The sequence below is a fragment of the Elusimicrobiota bacterium genome (assembly GCA_016180815.1).
Lineage (GTDB): Bacteria > Elusimicrobiota > Elusimicrobia > JACQPE01 > JACQPE01 > JACPAN01.
The window spans coordinates 18294-37613 of the sequence record JACPAN010000017.1; the positions used below are offsets into that span (position 1 = coordinate 18294).

Genomic DNA, 19320 nt, shown 5'->3' on the forward strand with positions numbered 1-19320 from the left:
GAGCTCCATCGCCGGCCGCTCAAACACCGATGCCGAAAGGGCCCGCATTGCTCAGCGTAGCCGGCTTGTCGCAAAATTTCGGCGGGCTCAAAGCCCTTGAAGGCGTGACCATGACGATTCATACGGGAGAAATTGTCAGCCTCATCGGCCCCAATGGCGCGGGCAAAACCACCCTATTCAATGTATTGACCGGAGTTTATAAAGGAACGGCCGGTTCGATCGCGTTTGAAGGACGCCCGATCAGGGGCTTGGCTCCGCATAAAGTCGTCAGCTTGGGTCTGGCGCGCACATTCCAGAACATCCGATTATTCGCCAATATGAGCGCCTTGGAAAATGTGATGGTGGGCTGCCACGTTCAAAGCAAAAACGATTTCTTAAGCGCGCTATTGAGGGCGCCGTCTTTCGTGCGCCAAGAAGCGGCCATCGAAAAACGCGCCAAAGAAAACCTGGCCACGGTGGGGCTGTTGAACCAGGCCAATCAATTGGCTAAGAATCTGCCCTACGGGGATCAGCGGCGCCTGGAAATCGCGCGGGCGCTGGCCACCGGCCCGAAACTCTTGATTTTAGACGAACCTTCCGCGGGGATGAACCCCAAAGAATCGACGCAGTTGGTGGGCCTGATCCGGCAATTGCGCTCAGCCGGATTGACCATTCTCTTGATCGAACATCATATGCGTCTAGTGATGGGCATTTCCGACCGAATCGTGGTCTTGGATCACGGCGTCAAAATCGCGGAAGGCACGCCCGCCGACGTGGCGGCGGATCAAAAAGTCATCGAAGCGTACCTGGGAAAACATGGTGGACAACACAAATAAAATTTTGGAGCTTCAAGGCGTTCATGCCGTGTACGGCAAAAAAATTCGCGCCTTAAAAGGCGTTGATTTAAGCATCCGGCGCGGGGAAATCGTGGCCTTGATCGGCTGCAACGGCGCGGGCAAAACCACGATGCTCAAAACCATCTCCGGCCTTCTGCCGGCCGAACAAGGAACGATTCTATTTAAACAAGCCGCTATCACAAATTTGGCGTCTCATGAAATCGCGCGCCTGGGGTTAGCCCATGTGCCCGAGGGCCGAAAAATTTTTTCCAGGCTCACCGTCCTTGAGAATCTCGAAATGGGAGCCTTCGCCAGATCCGACGCCGGGGGGATCGAGAGGGACCTCCGGCACGTTTTTGAATTATTCCCCATACTGGGCCAGCGCCGTGATCAATCAGGCGGCACATTATCCGGCGGCGAGCAGCAAATGCTGGCCATAGCCCGCGCCTTGATGATGCGGCCAGAGCTCTTGATGCTCGATGAGCCCTCGATGGGTTTGGCCCCGGTGGTGACGGACAAAATATTCGAAATCATCACCGCCATCAACCGCGAAGGCAAAACCATCTTCCTGGTGGAACAAAACGCGGCCCGGGCGCTGGAAATCGCCCACCGCGCCTACGTCATTGAAACCGGCGCCGTGATTATGGAAGACAAAGCGCAAAATCTCCTGGCCGATCCCAAGGTTCAGGACGCCTACCTCGGCGTCGCTTGACCAAGTCCCAGAGCCTGCCGCCGGCAGCTTCTGGCTCGCGAAGCGGGTCGGCGAGGAAATGGTTGAAGGTTGCAAACCGGAAACCATGAAAAAAGAACTCCGCCTCTTCGATATTCTTTGCCTAGGCGTCAATGCCATCGTGGGTTCGGGCATTTATCTGTTCCCGGGGCTTCTGGCCGGCCGTCTGGGACCGGCATCCGTTCTGGCGTTTCCTTTGTGCGGACTGATGCTGACCCCGGTGGCTTTGTGCTTTGCCTGGCTCGCCAGCCGCACGGAAAAAACAGGCGGACCCTATGTGTACGCCCAAGAAGCTTTCGGGCCATGGATCGGCTACGGCGTGGGCTGGCTCAGTTGGGTGATGCAAGTGTTAAGCTTCGCGGCCGTGGCTAATGCGATCGGCGCCTACCTCGGGCATTTTTCCGACGCCTTGGGTTCCACGGCAGCCGTCAAAATCGTAGCCGGAGCCGTGGTTTTGTTGTTAGGCATATTAAATTACCGGGGCATACGTCCGGCGGCCAAGACGACTGATTTTTTTACCATCGCCAAACTCATTCCTCTTGTGCTTTTTATCGTGATCGGCTTTGGTTTTATACGGCCCGAGCATTTTTCACCGTTCGCTCCGCACGGACTAATGCCCATGAGCCAGGCTATTTTTTTCGCTTTTTTTGCCTGTCAAGGTTTTGAGCACACCCCGGTTCCGGCGGGCGAAGCTAAAAATCCAAAACGCGACATCCCCTTGGCTGCGGTCGGTTCTTTATTAGGAGCCACGTTGCTCTACAGCTTAATTCAATCAGTGGCCGTAGGAAGCTACCCCGATCTTGCCGGCTCGACAAAACCGTTGGCTCAAGCCGCCGCCTTTCTCTGGGCGCCCCTGGGCGCTTTAATGGCGATCGGGGCCTCGATTTCCACCTTGGGCTACACCACGGGAGCGGCATTGACCACGCCGCGCTATTTATTCGCTTTAGGCGGCAGCGGTTTTTTCCCCCGCTGGTTCGAAGGCGTGCACCAAAAATATCAATCGCCTTACCGGGCCATTGCCGCGACAACCGCGGTTGTTTTTGTCTTAGCCATGTTTCTCGATTTCAAAAAATTGGTGGATTTATCCAATGTAACAACGGCCACGCAGTACCTGATCACTTGCGCGGCGGCGCTCAAACTCTCGCGCCAAGGAAAAAACGCCTCCTGGAGCCTGCCCTTGGGGTCGGCGGCGCCGCTCTTAGGCATAGGGGTTATTCTCTATCTAAGCTCCCAAGCCAAATCAACGGAAATCATTGCTTCGGCGGGAGCATTGGCCCTGGGATTATTGCTCGCCGCCGTTTACAGAAACAACAACGCGCGGCGACCGGCCGCCGTCAACCCTAAATAAAAGCGCCAGGCTCACGCCTGGCGCAAAAGAAACTTTGAGTAAACTCGCTTTTATTTAACCAGCTTGTTCCCCGGTTTCTTGGGAGGATCGTTCGGCGGCCGAACTTCAGGCTTGGGGCTGCCTTTAAACGAGGGCGTCAACTCCTTGTTGAGCGCGGCCCCGGCCGGGTCTTCATCAACGCTTGAAACAATGGCGCCGATCGGGCATTCCGGCAAACAAACCCCGCAATCGATGCAGACATCGGGATCGATAATCATGAAAACCTGACCCTTGTGTTCTCCGGAGTGAATGCATTCCACGGGACAGACGCCCTGGCATGTTGCATAACGCTCGCCGAGGCATTTTTCAGTAATCACATATGGCATACGTCAGAAACCCCCTTTTTAAGCTAAACCGTATTTTATCAGAGCAGATTTTTTTCCTCAAGCCACCAGCGCGCTTCCATGGCCGCCATGCAGCCGAAGCCTGCGGCCGTGACCGCCTGGCGGTAGCGAAAATCCACGCAATCGCCCGCGGCAAAAACACCGCCCGCCGAAGTTTTAACCCAGGAACCCTCGAGAACCTGAATATAGCCCTTGTCGTTCAACGGCAGGTGGCCTTTTAAAAAAGACGTCGCGGGCTCATGGCCGATGGCGATAAAGAGCCCGCCGCACGGTACGTTCTGGGCTTTACCCGTCTTCAAATTCTTCAAACGTACGCCGGTGACCAAATCGTCGCCTAAAACTTCCTCAACCGCGGAGTCCCACATGAAACTGATTTTCGGGTTGTGCCGGGCCTTTTCTTCCATGGCCGACGATGCGCGCAGTTTGTCGCGGCGATGAACGACCGTCACGCCGGAAGCGAATTGGGTCAAGAATGTGGCTTCTTCCATGGCCGTGTCGCCGCCGCCGACCACCACCAATTCCTTGCCTTTAAAGAAAAAACCGTCGCACACCGCGCATGCGGACACGCCCTTGCCCCGATATTTGCCCTCGGAAGGAAGGCCCAGCCACTTGGCATTGGCGCCGGTGGCCACGATCAGGGTCAGGGCATCGAAATCCTTGCCGTCGGAAGTCTGAACCGCAAACGGATGCCTTTTAAAATCCACTTTTTCTATCTGGTCGTTTAAAAAGCGCACGCCCAAACGGGCCGCCTGGCGGCGCATGTTCTCCATCAAATCCGGGCCCACAACCGGCTTCTCGAATCCGGGAAAATTCTCAACGTCGGAAGTCAGCATCAATTGCCCGCCCGGCACCAAGCCGCCGATGATCAACGGCTCGAGGCCCGAACGCGCCGCGTAAATGCCGGCCGTCAAACCCGCACAGCCGCTGCCGACGATCAAACACTTTTCCCTTGAAGCCATGATGAACAAATTTTAGCGATTTCGGAAGACAAACAGCGGCCGGCGCTATTCGCCGTTAGTGAGGCCGAGGGTGGGTTCCTGATATTCGGGAAGGCCCAGAATATCCGGATAATCGGTGAAAATCGCGTCCACGCGCCGGGTGGCCATCTCATCCCACTGCGATTTCATGTTAACCGTGTAAACGCCGACATGGAAACCCCGCTGATGCGCCTTTTGAATGAGGGTACGATTGGCTTGCCGTCTAGACACAAGCAAGGCATCGCAACGCAAATCCCGCATTTCCTTAATCACCACAGCCAGAGGTTTGACCCCCATTAAATACCCCAAGTGCATGGTGGATGACAGCTCGCGCGCGCGCTCCAAGCGTTTGATGTTGAAGCTGGAAATATAGGACATGCCGTTGTAGCCTTTTCGTTCCAAAATAGCCAAAACTTTTTCCTCGATGCCGGGATAAAGGTTGTCGGAACCCTTAATTTCCACGTCAACCACAGCCCGCCGGGCGATCAACGTCAACACGTCTTCCAGCGTTGGGATACGCTCATGGGCGTAACGCTTGTCCCAATGGCCGTCGATGGCGACCTTGGCGATTTCTTCAACCGTCATTTGAGCGACTTTCTTTTTAACGCGGGCGAATTTTTTCAAATTGTCGTCGTGAATGACCACGATTTGCCCGTCCTTGGTCTGATGCACATCCAGCTCAACAAAACGCGCGCCCATATCCAAAGCGAGCTTAAAAGCGGCCAAAGTGTTTTCCGGGGCATAACCGGAGGCCCCGCGATGGGCGATCAAGATCGGCCTTGATTCGACTTTAAAGAAAGGAAATGACACGCCTAGTTATTGTAGAGGGCTCCGCAAACTCTGTCAAGGGTCAATTGATGGCTTCAAGAAAATCTGAAAAATCCCGCTCCTCGAATTCGAAAGCGATCATTTCCTCGCGTCCGCTGGCCGGGCCGTGATAATCGGAGCCGCAGGTGGCGTGCAAGCCGTATTTTCTGGCCGCGGCCAAATAATCCCGGGTTTGAGCAGGACTGTGATTCGGGTAATAAACCTCGATGCCGCCCAAACCCATGCCCACCAAAGCGGCCAAACGTTCGTCGTTAATTTTAGCCACGCCCGGATGGGCCAGCACGGCCACGCCGCCGGCTTGGGCAATGGCGCCGATCGCTTCCTTGGGTTCCGGGCCCAAAGGCGGCGCGTAACCGGGTTTACCCTTTAATAAAAAACGATGGAAGGCTTCTTCTCTCGTTTCAACCACGCCTTTTTTCCTAAGCGCATCCGCGATATTGGGCCGGCCGATGCTTTCTTTGGCATGGGCGTCGACGTCCTCCATCGTGATCGCAACGCCCAAAGCAGCCAAGCGATCCACGATCGCCCCCGCGCGCTTGCGCCGGGACTCGCGAAATAATTCAAGCTTCTCCTGAAACGCCGCGTTGTTTAAGAGCGAACGGCCGAAACCCAAAATATGCAACGTTTCTCCCACGGCATTGGTGTTGATTTCAACGCCCGGAAAAATACGCATGCCCTTCAAGGCAGCCGTCTCAAGGCCGATATGCGCGCGCATGGAGTCATGGTCCGTAATCGCAAAAAAATCAACGCCTTCTTGGCTCAGTTTAGCGATGAGATCGGCGGGCGGCAATGTGCCGTCCGAGAAATGCGTGTGCAGGTGAAAATCAAATCGCGGCATTGATTACTCGCCGGCGTCCACGATCACACGGCCGCGCGCGCTGCCCTTGTCCGTTTTAACCTCAAAAATATACACGCCGCTGGCCACGAGGAAACCGTTTTCATTCTTGCCGTCCCAAGAGGCGCTCTCAAGCTCGCGTATGAGGCTTCCGCTGACATCATAAACCTGAACTTTGATATTGGGGCCGACGACGTCGTCGGGAACGGAGAACGTCGCCCTTCGGTTGTCGCCGGCTTTAAAAGGGTTGGGCAAAGCGATAGCCTGAGTGGTTGCGTCAAAACCCGACAGCGTGCCGTAACGGGCGAGGCGCATGCTTTTTAAAAGATTCAAACGGCCATGCCCGAATTGATCGTCGCGCCCCGCAGACCCCAAATCATCCGCCCCGCCGGTTAAAATGTTGAACACCTGAGTGGTCGTGGCCGCCGGCAAAACGGAAAAAATCAAGGCCGCGGCGCCGGCGACAATCGGGGCCGAGAACGACGTTCCGTCGTCGCCGTTATTGCCGAAACCGCCGTTTCTATTAGCGCCTAAAATATCCACTCCGGGAGCGACCAAGTCCACACCGGAACCGATGCTGGAAAAAGACGCCAGGCTGTCGGTTCTATTGGTGGCGCCCACGCCGAAAACCCCGGCATAGTCCGAAGGGATCACGGCCACGGAATTGCCGCAATTGCCCTTGGCCGCAATCACCGGCACATTATTGGCCAAGGCCCGGGCCATGGCATCTTCCTCCAAATTATTGGGCGGGCAAGGAGCGCCGCAAGCATCCGAACCGGGGCAACCTAATGACAAATTAATCACCGTGCGGCCCGTGTAGGAACGATGCGCCGTGGATACCCAAACCGCGTAATCGATGGCCGCGATAATATCCGCAGTCGACGCTGAATTGCAACCGAACGCGGAAAAAATCTTCAGCGGCAAAATTTTGGCTCCCCAAGAAACGCCGGCTGCGCCCGTGCCGTTATCCGTGGCTGCTCCGGCGGCGGACGCCACTAAGGTTCCATGGCCCAGGCAATCCGCCGGGTTGTTGTCGTTGTCCGCGAAATCCCAGCCCCAAAAATCATCCGTGCGCCCGTTGCCGTCTTGATCCCCGCCGCCGGGCACATCCACGGGATTGATCCAAATTTTTCCCGAGGCCGAGGATAAATCCACATGGTCGATGGCCACGCCGGTATCGATAATCGCGATGGTCGTGGGCGTCGAATTGCCGATATCGAATTCCCACCCCGCAAAAGCGCGGATCATGTCCAAATGGTACTGGCTGGCGACCAACGGATCATTGGGCACGCGGCCCAAAAGATAGCGGTAATCGTTGGTGGCATAAGACAAAACAGCGGGGTCCGAACCAAATAAGGCCGCGGCCTGGGCCGCCGGTCCGGAGACGGCCAAGCGTTTGCGAGTTTGATCGGCCTGGGCCGCAGCATAGGGCAGAACGGTTTCGACAGGTTTTTGACCCGCCACCCGCCAAAGCTCCAACCCGCTGGTGCCCACCGATTTGACCTTGACGATGGTCGCTCCCGACCCGGGCACGGTCCATGTGCTTGAGGCCGGAGGGTTCGCCCACTTGATTAAAATTTCATCCGGGACATGCGCCGCCGACAATAAAAAAGGCGAAGCCAGCATCCACATAAACGAATGAAAAATTCTTCTCATTCCAGAACAATCTTATATTCTTCCCAAGGAAGATTCATGTCCTCTTGGATGGCGATGCGACTGGCCTTGCCGTTTAGAGCGCCTTCAAAACGCTGCTGATTTTCCTTTAAGTACCGAGCCATGGGCGGCGGCACATTAATGCGCACGGCATTGACCGCACGCCCTTCAAGCAGATTGCCCAGCTCCCGGCCGACTTTGAGCAACAGCGTCTCCTTGGAAAGCACGCGCCCGGAACCTTGACAGGTTTCGCAGGCATCGGTCAAAAAAACCACATTCGATTCCCTCTTGCGCTCGCGGGTCATTTCCACCAGGCCCAATTTTGTGATGGGGTGAATTTTGACCTTGGCGCGGTCGTTTTTCAACGCCTGACGAAAGGCTTCCAGCACCTTGCGTCGATTGACCTCCCGGCGCATGTCGATGAAATCAATAACGATGATGCCGCCGATATTCCTGAGCCTCAATTGGCGCGCCACTTCCTGAGCCGCTTCGATATTGGTCTGAGTCACGGTTTCTTCCTGGGTCGTGGCCCCGACGAAACGGGCGGTATTGACGTCGATCATGGTGATGGATTCGGCCTCTTGAACTACGATCACGCCGCCTGATTTAAGCGGTATATGCGTTCTGAGCATTTTCACCAATTCGGTTTCGATGCCGAACGCGCCGAAGATGGGTGGGCGCTTATTGTAAAGCATCAGGCGATTTTTTAAATGCGGCGCCACCTCTTCCACAAACGCTTCCAAATCTCGATACACCTGAGGCGAATCCACCAAATAAACCGCGACGTCCTCGCTGAGAATGTCGCGCGCCACCTGATGAGCCAAATCAAGCTCTTTATAAAGAAGGCGCGGTCCGTCGGCATGCTCGAATTTTTTGTGAATCGTGTCCCACAGCTTCATCAAATATTTTGCTTCGCGCTTGATTTCTTCGCTGGAAACGCCCTCCGCTTCAGTGCGCACGATCGCTCCGATATGCGCGGGCAAAGCCGACGTCACGGCCTCGGCCAGACGCTCATGCTCCCCCGGATCCTCCAGATGCTTGGAGACATGCACCTGGCGCTGATAGGGCGTCAGCACCAGGTAGCGTCCGGGGATATTCACGTTCATGGTGATTTTCATGCCCTTGGTGCCGATGGTATCCTTGATCACCTGAACCATGACTTTTTGATCCTTTTTCAAAATATGATCGATCGGTTTGCCCCGATCCTGAATCAGCACATCGGTGATATAAAGATAAGCGTTCTTTTCGTAACCGATATTGACGAACGCCGCGTCCATGCCCGGAAGCACATTGGCCACCCGTCCGCAATAAATATTGCCGACCAAAAACTGGCTGGAGGCGCTTTTTCGCTCCCAAAAAAATTCGGCCAAACGGCCGTCCTCGATCAACGCGATGCGCGTTTCCTCGGCTGACGAATTAGCGACGATTTCAACTTTTGACATGACTCACCTCGCAAAATCAGGGTCTCTGCCGTGGACCCCTATAAATAACGCAAACGGCCGGATCCAAGCTCAAGGGCCAAGGCCGTGCGGCTGATTTTTAATTCCGTTTGGATCGTTCTAGGTTCAAGACCCAGAGCGATCTCTAAAATCTTTTCCGGCTTAAGATTCTTCTTGGGGCCGAAACGCAGGGAAAGCTTGACGCCCAACGAGGAATTCGGGCCGCCGGATTTGAGGCTAACCCCGCCAACGACGTCGGCCGCATTGATCAAATCCACTTTTTTCCCCGGTTTTTCTTTGCGCACCACCACCGGCTCGGCCCCGGCTGAAGACAGCCGCTGAAACCAAACCAGCAGGCGTTCCCAATCCAACGACGATTGGCCAGCCTCTTCAACCCAATATTCCGCCCAATTAGCGCTTTCCTCGAGAGAAGGAAAATGCGCGGGGATGCGCTGAACCTTTCCCAGACCGTAGCCCGGAGGCAGCGCGGCTCCCAAATTCTTCGCCATCTCATCCATCGTCAGGGGTTCCTCCAAGAGCATGTCGAAAAATTCCGTTTGAGATTCCCACCCAACGCTGACCGCGGGGCCGAAACTCATTTTGGCCCTTGGTTTTTTCCCCTCGCCCAAGGCCACGGGCAAGCCGGCTAAAAAAACCGCGCTTTTCAACAACTGAATCTGCTCCAAATGGGACACGAACCGCGACCAGCCCGCGCGGCTGCATTGCGCGCGATAAGCGGTCGGCCGCGCGAATCGAGGGCGAACGGACGCCCGGTGCGCCCGGTATTGAGGAGATTCCGCGCTTCGGTAAGCCAGCAACAGCGGCATTTTCCTCTCAACGGCGGGTGAATCAACGGCGCCTTGTTTGAACATCGCCACAATGCGCTTAACCGACTCCTCTTCCAAGGGACCGGGGGGGACGAGGACGAGAGGAAGACCACGCTCGTGGGCCGCGCGACCGGCCGCTTCTTGAAGCGCCGTGGACCCCTCCGGAGCGGCCACGATAAAACCGTCGAACGCCTCCAGCGGCTGTTTGTGCTCCAAGGAAAACCACGGATTTGGCTCTCCCCATTGAGCCAACTGTTCCCGATAATCCGCCTCGGGGATGGTAAACCGGTTGACTAAAATTCCGGCTTGAGCTAAGCGCGCATAAAGAACCGCCAGGCGCTCGTCCTGCATGGCGCGCTCATAGGAGGCGCACCAGATTAACGCCGCGCGTCCGCCCGGGCCCTGAGGCCATGGTTTAGCGGCGATGGAACCGATCTCGCAGCCCGCATAGCGCGACGGCCGCATCGAACACGCCGCGGCTTTTTCAAGAATCCCCTCTCGGTGCTGGGTGATCATAAAAGTCCCTTCATCGCTGGCCTCGATAAACGAAAAACCCGCGGGACACGGCCAGCAGCAATCCCATTTCCAGGGCATTGACCACCAAACGTGAACCGCCGTAAGAAAGAAACGGCAAACCGATGCCTAAAATAGGAAACAGCCCCGACACATAGGCGATATTGATGCTCACCTCGCCGAACCAGATACTTAAAAGCCCAAGGGCCACCAGCTTCCCCCATTCCTCGCGCGCCAATTCCGTAAAACGGGTCAACCGCCAAAATAGAAGGCCGAACAACACCAAGGCTCCGGTGGTGCCGATAAAACCCATGGTTTCCCCCAATGAAGCGAAGGCAAAATCAGTGTGGCGCTCCGGCAAAAAACCGAGCGAGGCCTGAGAGCCCGACAGCAGCCCTTTGCCCAGGAATCCGCCCGAACCCAATGCGATTTTTGACTGGGTAATGTTGTAGCCGGAGCCCAAAGGATCGGCGCGCGGGAACAAAAAACTGATCAAACGGTTCTTCTGGTAGCCTTTGAGCGTTTTCCAGCCGCTGTAACCGGCGCCGGCCGAAGCCCCCAACGCCAAGGCCACAACAAACGGCCAAACCCAGGAAGCCCTGGGGGACACGACGAATAGTCCCTGCAACAATTTAAAAACGGCGATGGCTGCCGCCAACATGGCCAGCGCCCAGATCAGCCATTTGCCGGCCGTGGCCCCCGGCCCGAAGCCCAAACCCATCAAGAATGAAGACACTTGGCCAAGCTCGCCGATGGAAAGTCCGGCCGTGATATGGCCCAACAAAAAAACAAAGGCGCCGAACCCGGACAAACCCAATAACGCGATCCAGCCCCCGGCCAATAGATCCAAACTCCAGGCGTACGCCGCCAAAATAAAAACAAAACTCAACGCGCTGGAAACATCGTTTTGAGCGAGCACCAAAATCATGGGCAGCGCGCAGGCGGCGACGAGCTTAAGCCGGTCCGCAATGGTGATCAGCGGATCCCGTTCGCGAAAACGAACCGCCAGATAAGACGCGTAGAGAATGGTCGTAAATTTGGCCAATTCGCTGGGTTGAAATTGAACAGGACCCATCACGAACCAGGATTTGGACCCATGAATAACGCGTCCGAACAACAGCACCGTCGAAAGCAGCGCCAGGCTCGCGACATACAACACCGGGCAAGCCTCGGCAATCAGGGCCGTGGGCAGGATGATCATGATCAAACCAACGGATAATCCGATGGTCAAGGCGGCCAGGTGGCGGGCCCAAAATAGATCAAAATTAGGAGAACCCCGCAACGCAGCATAAACAACCAGGGTGCCCAGGCCAACCAAGAGAAGCGCCGCAGCCAACAGCATGGTGTCGAGGCCGAAGAGGCGATAAAACAACGGCGCCCGGGCCTCATCAGTGCGTCCGACTAAAATAGGGCTGATAAATTCTCTTCCCATGGCTATAAAGGCGCGGAGGCTCCGGTCTCCGTTTTTGCGAAATCAGGCTCAATGCGAATGAATTCTTCAAGCACCCGGCGGGCCACCGGAACGGCCGCGGTCGAGCCTTGCCCCCCGTGTTCGATGATTACGCCCAAGGCTAAGCGCGGGGTCCCCTGATCGTCTTTTAAATAACAGGCGAATAGGGCATGATCTTTCCCCAACGGGTTCTGCGATGTTCCGGTTTTGCCGAAAATGGCCCTGTTGGGGATATTAGCTCCACGCCCGGTCCCGCCGTCGACCACGGCTCGAAGTCCGGCTTCAACTAATTCCCAAGTCTTGGCGGATAAGCCGCCGACTTGAATCGGGGTTTTCTGCGCGGTCAAACCCAAGGCGCCGCTGGAGACATCGCCCACGACTTCGACGATATAGGGCTGCGGCAGGCGCCCGCGCGTCGCCACCAATGAAAACAAAGCCGCCAACTGCAAGGGCGTGACCAACACCTCGCCCTGGCCGATGGACAGATTAAGAGTGTCCCCTGGATACCAAGACGATCGCTTTTTCTCCTCTTTCCATGCGGGCGTAGGGATAAACCCCTGCTTGGACCATTCCGGAAATTCGCGCACGAACATGCTCCGTCCCAAAGAAAATTTCATCGCCCAGGCACTGATGGATTCGCCGCCGGCAAAGAGGCCGGCGTTATAAAAATAAACGTCGCAGGAATGTTTCAATCCTTCGACTAAATCGCAAGATCCGTGCCCCTCTTCTTTCCAACAACGGAAAACCCGCCCGGGTAAAGCAAATTTACCCGTGCAATTGTACCGGCGTCCGGGATCGATGCCTTTTTCGAGAGCCGCGACGGACGTCACCACCTTGAACGTGCTGCCCGCAGGATAAAGCCCGGTCAATGCTCTGGGGAATTCGGCCCGGCCGGCTTCATCTTCGCCGGAATCAAGCCGGATGTAAGCGTTGGGATCGAATCCGGGCGTGGACACCAACACCAAAACACGCCCGGTCAACGGGTCCAACCCAACGACGGATCCCGCGCCCGAAGGCGAATCGCGCAAGGCCGCATAAGCCGTCATGAGCAAACGATGATCCACGGTTAAGGCCATGTCCTGGCCGGGATAAGCGTCCTCGATCAACCGAAGCCCCCCGCTTCCGGAATGGCCTTCGCGCAGGGTGTCTACCCCTCGATTGATGGGGCGACCGCGCACATCCACCTCGATGAGAACGGCCCCGTCCGTGCCCTTCAAATATTCTTCAAAATTTTTTTCAAGACCGTAGCCGCCCAACCACGAATCAAAACGGTAGCCCAGGTCTTTGAGCCGCTCGTATTGAGCGCGTGATTTAATGCGCGTCAAATAGCCCAGCACATGAGAGAACGCTTCCCCCAACGGGTAATACCGGAGGGATTCCGAAGCCAGAAAAAATTCCGGGAACGCCTCTTGACGCTCCATGAACCGAAACGCGGCCTCCGGCGCGATTTGCCTGGCCACGAGCTGAGTGCGTCCGCCGGAACGCGCCAGAGCGATCTCCTTGTCCAAATCCTGTTTCTTAAGGTTGAGGATGGCGCTGACCGCTTCTACGCGCTTGTCGGGTTCCTCCAGCAGCAAACGCGGATTAAAATATAAATTGAACACCCCGACATTGGACGCCAGAGGATACCCCGTGCGATCGAGGATCGCGCCGCGCGGCGCCTGGCGGTAAAAAATTTGAAAACGGTTGCGCTCGGCGAGGATGCTGTATTTCTCCCCGGAAACGATTTGAAGCAAAAACAGCCTCAAGGCAAAAACGCCCACAAAAATCAAAATGAGAAATCTCATCCACGCAACTTTTTCGGCCAAGGGGTTCATTCAAAAGCCTGCCTGGGTTTTAAAAGATAAACAAGCAACGCCAGCAATAACGGCGACCAGAGCACTTGCAGACAAGCCGTCATCGCATGCGTCCAGCGCAATCCGAAATCCAGAGTGGGCAGGTTCATGCCGTAACCCCACGATAGAAACGCGCCCAGGCCCAAACCAAACATCAGCCCGACGACGGTAATCAACACGCCCAAGGCCGGGCTCGCGGCGTCGGCGCGGCCATAAAAAAATTTACCGCAAAGCCATCCTGTCCAACAATAAGTCAACGGCGTCAAACCCACGGCGTGACCGGCACCGGCGAAATAGAGCTCTTCCAAAAATCCCGCGGCCAAACCAAAAACCAAACCCGTGCCTGGGCCCTGCAATAAACCTACGAAGGCTGTCACCTGAAGCATGAGGTAGGGGCAAAAATAAGCGACCAAGCGCCCGCCGGCCGAATTGTAAAAAGCTTCAACAACGACCAAAATCAGCAGCAACAGAACCAGCCTCATGGCTTAGCCTCCAAGCGAGGATAATGATCAAGAATCGTTAAACGCTCCAAGCGGGCCAAATCCATATAGGGCCGCACGTAAGCCGTGGCGAACAAACGGGTCGCGCGGGGAGGATCGACGTCTAAAATTTCTCCCACGGCGATCCCCGGAGGATACACCGAACTCGACGCCGCGGTGATGATGCGATCGCCGGGTTGAGCCTTGGATTCCTTGGGCAGATAATCAAGCCTGAGGCGATCCGGCTCCCCCAATCCGGTCAACAAAGCGACTTCGCCGGTGGTCTCAACGACGACGGAAACCATATGCCTTGGGCTGGTGATCAGTTCGAAACAATTTTTCCATGGGGAGCCCTCGGCCGGCAGCCAAGATCGCCCCGCCAACACGAACTGACCGGCGTCCTGCTTGAATTGGAAAGCCGGCAAATCCCAACGCAGCGGGATCGGCAACTCCTCGATGCAAGCGCGCGAAGTCCATCCTTCCTCGCCCAGTCCTCGGTAGGTAATGACCACACTGCGCGGCGCCCAACGGCTTAAAGCCGGCGCTTTAGCGGCCAATTCCGTTTCCAATCTCAATTCTTGGGACGTTCGCCGATGCTCATCAACGATGGCTTGATGCAAAGCTTCCAAGTCGCGCTCCTGTTGCGCCGTCTCCAAGGCGTCCAGGTACTGGCGCGCTGCGAACAACCGGCTCCATGAATCATTCAAGGAAGACGCGTGCCGGTAGGCGGATAGCATGGTTTGGCTGGTTGGATAAACGAGATAATAGGCGATCGCCCGCCAGGCGGCGACTTTAGGGGCGAGGGGCTGGCTGGCTAACGCCAGCAATATAACGGTTGCAACAATAACGGCAAAAAAATCTTTCTTCATAACACCCGCCATGGCCCCGGCTTGCGTCAAACAGCGCGGCAGCCCGGTCGTTTAATGAACCAACAATAAACTTATGTCGCGAGGAACGTGCGCTTCCTGACGTTGTCGAAGCGCTCAAGCTCTTCAAGAAACTTTCCGGTGCCCAGCACCACGCAATCCAATGGTTCCGGCGTCAAATGAACCGGCAGGTCCGTTTCGCGGGAAATAAGCTCAGGGATGCCGCGCAAGAGCGATCCGCCGCCGGCCAAAACTAACCCGCGATCCACCAGATCGGCGGCCAATTCCGCCGGCGTTTCCTCAAGCGCGGATTTAACAGTATCTACGATGGTTTTAACGGCCACCAACAACGCCTGGCGCACTTCTTCGGAAGTGATGGTAATCGTCCTCGGCAATCCCGTCACCTGATCGCGGCCTTTGACCTCCATCGACATCTCCTCCCCCAGCGGAAAAACGGAGCCGATTTGAATCTTGACATCTTCGGCCGTAGTTTCACCGATCAACAAGTTGTATCGCTTCCTGAAATACTGCACGATGGCCTCGTCCATTTCATCGCCGGCCACATCGATGGATTTCGACACTACCATTCCGCCCATGGAGATGATCGCCACCTCCGTCGTGCCTCCGCCGATATCGACGATCATGTTGGCGGAGGGATCCTCGATCGGCAAATCAGCGCCGATGGCCGCGGCCATGGGCTCTTCGATGAGATACACTTCACGCGCGCCCGCCTGTTGCGCGGAATCGCGCACGGCGCGGCGTTCGACCTCGGTGATGCCTGAGGGGATGCCGATAACGACTCTGGGATGAAGCAAACTCTTCCTGTTGTGCACGCGCCTGATGAAATGGCGGATCATCGCCTGCGTGACTTCGAAATCCGCGATGACGCCGTTCCTCAACGGTCGTATAGCCACAATGTTGGCCGGCGTTTTCCCCAGCATGCGTTTAGCCTCGGAGCCGATCGCTAACACTTGCTTGGTCGTTTTTTCAATAGCGACGACCGAAGGTTCCCGCAACACAATGCCTTGATTTTTGACGTAAACAAGGGTGTTGGCGGTTCCCAAATCGATACCCATATCGTTTGAAAAAATGCCCAAAAACAAATCAAGCATGAAGCGGCCTCATAAGCCTATTCTATGTTTTTAAAAATAAGGATTAGCGGCGAATGTTTAGCTGAGGAACTCGATACGGCTGAGTTTCGCCTGGTCGCAGAAACGCGGCGGCAACGCCAGCACCCTCAGGTACCCGCCGTTCCTCGCCTTATAACGCGGCAATACGGTGTCGCGGAACTTTTTTTCGGCCTTCAAGCCGTTGGGCGCCAGCCACCTCGACGTCGCCCGGGCCAAAAGAGCCGGATTATCGAGATTCTTCAATGTTGAAATCATCCGCTCCACGTAAGCCTTAAGCTCCTTGGCTCTGGGCGTCGTGGTCGTGATGCGTTCATGTTGAACCAAATGCGTGGCCAACTGCCTAAGCATCATCCGACGATGAGCCGGGCGCACGCCCAGTTTGCGTCTTGCGTAAGTCTTAATCATCGCATCCCCCGCATTACGGTCTCAACCGGCTCAGATTTTCATCCCGAGATTGAGCCCGAGTTCCTTGACTTTCTCCTTGACCTCAGTCAACGATTTCTCGCCGAAATTCTTATACGCCAAGAGCTCTTCCTCGGCTTTTTTCACCAAGTCTTTCACCGTTTTGATATGAGCGACCTTCAAGCAATTAAGCGTCCTGGGGGCCAACTCAAGAGCCTCGATGGGCTGGCCGAGCACTTCCTGGACTTTTGGGTCCTTCAAAGCCTGCGCGTAGTCGTTGGTTTTGGTTTTTCCGATTTCCTCGGTGACATCGTGCAACGCGCCGTCATCCATGGTGGTGACCGCGGCGGCCTCTTTCTTGCTGCTGCCGTTAGCGACCGCGCCCAAAAGAACTTCCGTCAAACTGGAGAGAATTTTCAAGCTCTTGGCCAACGCCTCGGTCGGCGTCAACGAGCCGTCCGTCCAAGCGTCCAAAATCAGCTTGTCGTAGTCCGTGATATGGCCGACGCGGGAATTCTCCACGTCGTAGTTGACTTTGATGACCGGAGAAAACAAAGCATCGACCGCGATAAACCCGGACGCTCGCCCTTCGCGATGGTTGTTCTCGGCCGGAAGATACCCGCGGCCCCGGGAAACTTCCAGCTCGATGTCCAATTTCGTTCCGGGTTCCAGCGTCGCAATCACGAGATCGGGATTCAAAATCTCCACGTTCGGGGTCTGCCGGATTTGTCCGGCTTTGACTTCGCCGGCTTTCTCAGCTTGCAAATAGAGAATTTCCGGGCCCTCGGCGAAAAGTTTCAGCCGCAATTTTTTGAGGTTGAGCAGGATATGCAAAACATCCTCTTTAACACCTTTCAACGCGGCGAACTCATGGCGAGCCCCGCCGATTTTGACGGCGGTCACGGCCACGCCGTCCAAGCTGGAAAGCAGGATGCGCCGCAGCGAATTGCCGACGGTATCACCCCAGCCTCGCTCCAGAGGCTCGGCAACGAAACGCCCGTAATTGGCGCCCAAACTTTCTTTGTCGAAGTTGATTTTCGAGGGGAAAACGAGTTCCCGGTTCACGGTTGCTGTCATTTCGGACATGAAATAGTAACCTCCAATTTTTTCTTTTTACAAATCGTCGCTATGGTTTCCGGTCTGCCGACCTTCAACCATTTCCGCGTCCACCCGCCGAGCGGGTACTCGGACTTGGTCATCGCCGGGTGTAAAACTCGACGATGTATTGGTCGTTGACGGGGAAGGAGACCTCGCCTTTTTCAGGAAGCCTCAAAATTTCCCCTTTGCTTTCAGCCTTGTCCCATTTAATCCAGCTGGGCATGACCGTGGCGCGGCGTTCATGGTTCTGCTGAGCCAAATCCACGAAAAAGTTCGATTTCATGGTTTTGTCAATCTGGATCTGATCGCCCGGCTGCACGGCGTAAGACGGAATGGTCACGCGTTTGCCGTTGACCATGACATGGCCGTGGCCGACCAACTGCCGCGCGAAGCGGGGGCTCGCCGCCAACCCGATCTTGCGCACGACATTATCGAGCCTGAGCTCAAGCAGATTGAGCAAATTTTCGCCCGTGCGGCCCGGTAGGCGCTGGGCTTCGTCGTAATAACGCCTCATTTGGGCCTCATTAATACCCATCATTCTCCTCAAACGCTGCTTCTCCCGCAAACGCAAGCCGTAATCGGTTATTTTCTTTCTGGTCCGGGCTTTTCCGGAAGGGCCCGGCGGGTACGGGCGTTTTTCAAAGACGCATTTGACGAAACACTTTTCGCCTTTCAAAAAAAGCTTGACGCCTTCGCGCCGGCAAAGTTTGCAAACTGGACTGCGCAGACTAGACATTCAACATCACCTCTTACACACGCCGCGCCTTAGGCGGGCGGCAACCGTTATGGGGCAAGGGCGTCACGTCCTTGATAGAGACGATTTTCAAACCCGCTCCCTGAAGCGTGCGGATGGCCACTTCCCTTCCGGGACCGGGGCCTTTGACTAAAACGGAGACGGTGCGCACGCCGAATTCGATGGCCCGCTTGGTCACTCGATCGGCCGTGATTTGCGCCGCATACGGCGTTCCCTTCTTTGTTCCCTTGAAACCGCAGGAGCCGGCGCTGCCCCAGGCGATGGCGCCGCCCCGATCGTCGGTAAACGTGACGATGGTATTGTTAAATGAAGAATGGATATACGCCCTGGCCAGCTCGATATTGGCGAAGCGTTTTTTATCCCTTCGCGTTGATGCCCCTTCTCTTGCGTCCTTAGCCATAAATCAACCTCTCTTTATTTCTTGACTTCCGGCTTGGCCGCCGCAGCGCCGGCGACGATGCCCGGCTTGGCGGAACCGACCGTCTTCCTCATGCCTCGGCGCGTTCGCGCGTTGGTGCGCGTGCGCTGGCCGCGCGCCGGCAAATTCCGGCGATGGCGCTGGCCTCGATAGCTGCCGATTTCGATGCAACGCTTCATATTGCCTTCTACTTCACGCCGCAATTCACCTTCAACCCTCAAATCTTTGGTGATCAAATTATTGATGGCGGACAATTGGGCTTCGCTTAATTCCTTGACGCGAAGCTGCCCCGGGATTTGCACGCGCTCGAGCAGGCCGCCGACGTTTTTACGCCCGATCCCGTAAATATAAGTCAACGCCACGTCGATGCGCTTATGAGGAGCCAAATCAATGCCTGCGATTCTAGCCATAAATCACCTCTCTGCTATCCTTGCCTCTGGTTATGGCGCGGATTTTTACAAACCACGCGCACGACGTTGTGACGCCGCACAATCTTGCACTTCTGGCAAATGGGCTTGACGGAACTTCTTACTTTCATAT

At 55.9% G+C, this 19320-nt stretch carries 21 protein-coding genes; 3 read left to right on the forward strand and 18 right to left on the reverse strand.

Going from position 1 to position 19320, the window contains the following annotated elements; translation table 11 throughout:
• The first annotated feature begins 29 nt into the window (after positions 1–29).
• From HYT79_09680 to HYT79_09690, 3 genes are all read left to right on the forward strand, one after another.
• Positions 30–815 (forward strand): ABC transporter ATP-binding protein, encoded by a 786-nt coding sequence (locus tag HYT79_09680; protein ID MBI2070855.1) that lies wholly within the window; start codon positions 30–32, stop codon positions 813–815.
• The gene (locus HYT79_09685) at positions 796–1527 is read left to right on the forward strand and encodes an ABC transporter ATP-binding protein (protein MBI2070856.1); all 732 of its coding nucleotides are present in this window, start codon (positions 796–798) and stop codon (positions 1525–1527) included. The genes HYT79_09680 and HYT79_09685 overlap by 20 nt, the downstream gene beginning before the upstream one ends.
• An 85-nt stretch (positions 1528–1612) precedes the next feature.
• Positions 1613–2893, forward strand: a complete 1281-nt coding sequence (locus HYT79_09690; GenBank protein MBI2070857.1) for an amino acid permease — start codon at positions 1613–1615, stop codon at positions 2891–2893.
• Positions 2894–2943: 50 nt separating this feature from the next.
• On the opposite strand, the gene HYT79_09695 is transcribed toward HYT79_09690, so the two are convergent.
• The 18 genes from HYT79_09695 to rpmJ all read right to left on the reverse strand — a co-directional run bounded on the left by HYT79_09695 (position 2944) and on the right by rpmJ (position 19318).
• Positions 2944–3258 carry a 4Fe-4S binding protein gene (locus HYT79_09695; protein ID MBI2070858.1) on the reverse strand — a complete coding sequence of 105 codons (315 nt, stop codon included), beginning with the start codon at positions 3256–3258 and terminating at the stop codon, positions 2944–2946.
• A 38-nt stretch (positions 3259–3296) separates the two neighbouring features.
• Positions 3297–4235 (reverse strand): thioredoxin-disulfide reductase, encoded by a 939-nt coding sequence (trxB, locus tag HYT79_09700; protein MBI2070859.1) that lies wholly within the window; start codon positions 4233–4235, stop codon positions 3297–3299.
• Between the two features lie 45 nt (positions 4236–4280).
• On the reverse strand, positions 4281–5063 hold the full coding sequence (locus HYT79_09705; protein ID MBI2070860.1) for a hypothetical protein: 783 nt from the start codon (positions 5061–5063) through the stop codon (positions 4281–4283).
• A 40-nt stretch (positions 5064–5103) separates the two neighbouring features.
• Complete coding sequence (locus HYT79_09710) at positions 5104–5919, reverse strand: PHP domain-containing protein (GenBank protein ID MBI2070861.1); 816 nt, start codon at positions 5917–5919, stop codon at positions 5104–5106.
• Positions 5920–5922: 3 nt separating this feature from the next.
• Positions 5923–7572, reverse strand: coding sequence for a S8 family peptidase (locus HYT79_09715; GenBank protein MBI2070862.1), 1650 nt, complete (start codon positions 7570–7572; stop codon positions 5923–5925).
• On the reverse strand, positions 7569–9011 hold the full coding sequence (locus HYT79_09720) for an Rne/Rng family ribonuclease (GenBank protein ID MBI2070863.1): 1443 nt from the start codon (positions 9009–9011) through the stop codon (positions 7569–7571). The genes HYT79_09715 and HYT79_09720 overlap by 4 nt, the downstream gene beginning before the upstream one ends.
• A 38-nt stretch (positions 9012–9049) precedes the next feature.
• Complete coding sequence (locus HYT79_09725) at positions 9050–10351, reverse strand: DUF2344 domain-containing protein (GenBank protein ID MBI2070864.1); 1302 nt, start codon at positions 10349–10351, stop codon at positions 9050–9052.
• 10 nt (positions 10352–10361) lie between these two features.
• Complete coding sequence (locus HYT79_09730) at positions 10362–11780, reverse strand: FtsW/RodA/SpoVE family cell cycle protein (GenBank protein ID MBI2070865.1); 1419 nt, start codon at positions 11778–11780, stop codon at positions 10362–10364.
• A gap of 2 nt (positions 11781–11782) precedes the next feature.
• A complete protein-coding gene (mrdA, locus tag HYT79_09735; protein ID MBI2070866.1) occupies positions 11783–13585 on the reverse strand; it encodes a penicillin-binding protein 2 in 1803 nt (600 codons plus the stop codon).
• 26 nt (positions 13586–13611) lie between these two features.
• Positions 13612–14115: a hypothetical protein gene (locus HYT79_09740; GenBank protein MBI2070867.1), complete on the reverse strand. Its 504-nt coding sequence runs from the start codon at positions 14113–14115 to the stop codon at positions 13612–13614.
• Positions 14112–14981 (reverse strand): hypothetical protein, encoded by an 870-nt coding sequence (locus HYT79_09745; GenBank protein ID MBI2070868.1) that lies wholly within the window; start codon positions 14979–14981, stop codon positions 14112–14114. The genes HYT79_09740 and HYT79_09745 overlap by 4 nt, the downstream gene beginning before the upstream one ends.
• 71 nt (positions 14982–15052) lie before the next feature.
• Positions 15053–16090 (reverse strand): rod shape-determining protein, encoded by a 1038-nt coding sequence (locus HYT79_09750; GenBank protein MBI2070869.1) that lies wholly within the window; start codon positions 16088–16090, stop codon positions 15053–15055.
• 57 nt (positions 16091–16147) lie between these two features.
• Positions 16148–16513: a 50S ribosomal protein L17 gene (gene rplQ, locus HYT79_09755; GenBank protein MBI2070870.1), complete on the reverse strand. Its 366-nt coding sequence runs from the start codon at positions 16511–16513 to the stop codon at positions 16148–16150.
• Positions 16514–16543: 30 nt separating this feature from the next.
• Positions 16544–17587 carry a DNA-directed RNA polymerase subunit alpha gene (locus HYT79_09760; protein ID MBI2070871.1) on the reverse strand — a complete coding sequence of 348 codons (1044 nt, stop codon included), beginning with the start codon at positions 17585–17587 and terminating at the stop codon, positions 16544–16546.
• Between the two features lie 118 nt (positions 17588–17705).
• Positions 17706–18344 (reverse strand): 30S ribosomal protein S4, encoded by a 639-nt coding sequence (rpsD, locus tag HYT79_09765; protein ID MBI2070872.1) that lies wholly within the window; start codon positions 18342–18344, stop codon positions 17706–17708.
• A gap of 13 nt (positions 18345–18357) precedes the next feature.
• Positions 18358–18762: a 30S ribosomal protein S11 gene (gene rpsK, locus HYT79_09770; protein MBI2070873.1), complete on the reverse strand. Its 405-nt coding sequence runs from the start codon at positions 18760–18762 to the stop codon at positions 18358–18360.
• 14 nt (positions 18763–18776) lie between these two features.
• Positions 18777–19190, reverse strand: a complete 414-nt coding sequence (rpsM, locus tag HYT79_09775) for a 30S ribosomal protein S13 (GenBank protein MBI2070874.1) — start codon at positions 19188–19190, stop codon at positions 18777–18779.
• A gap of 14 nt (positions 19191–19204) precedes the next feature.
• Positions 19205–19318, reverse strand: coding sequence for a 50S ribosomal protein L36 (gene rpmJ, locus HYT79_09780; GenBank protein MBI2070875.1), 114 nt, complete (start codon positions 19316–19318; stop codon positions 19205–19207).
• Between the last annotated feature and the right edge of the window lie 2 nt (positions 19319–19320).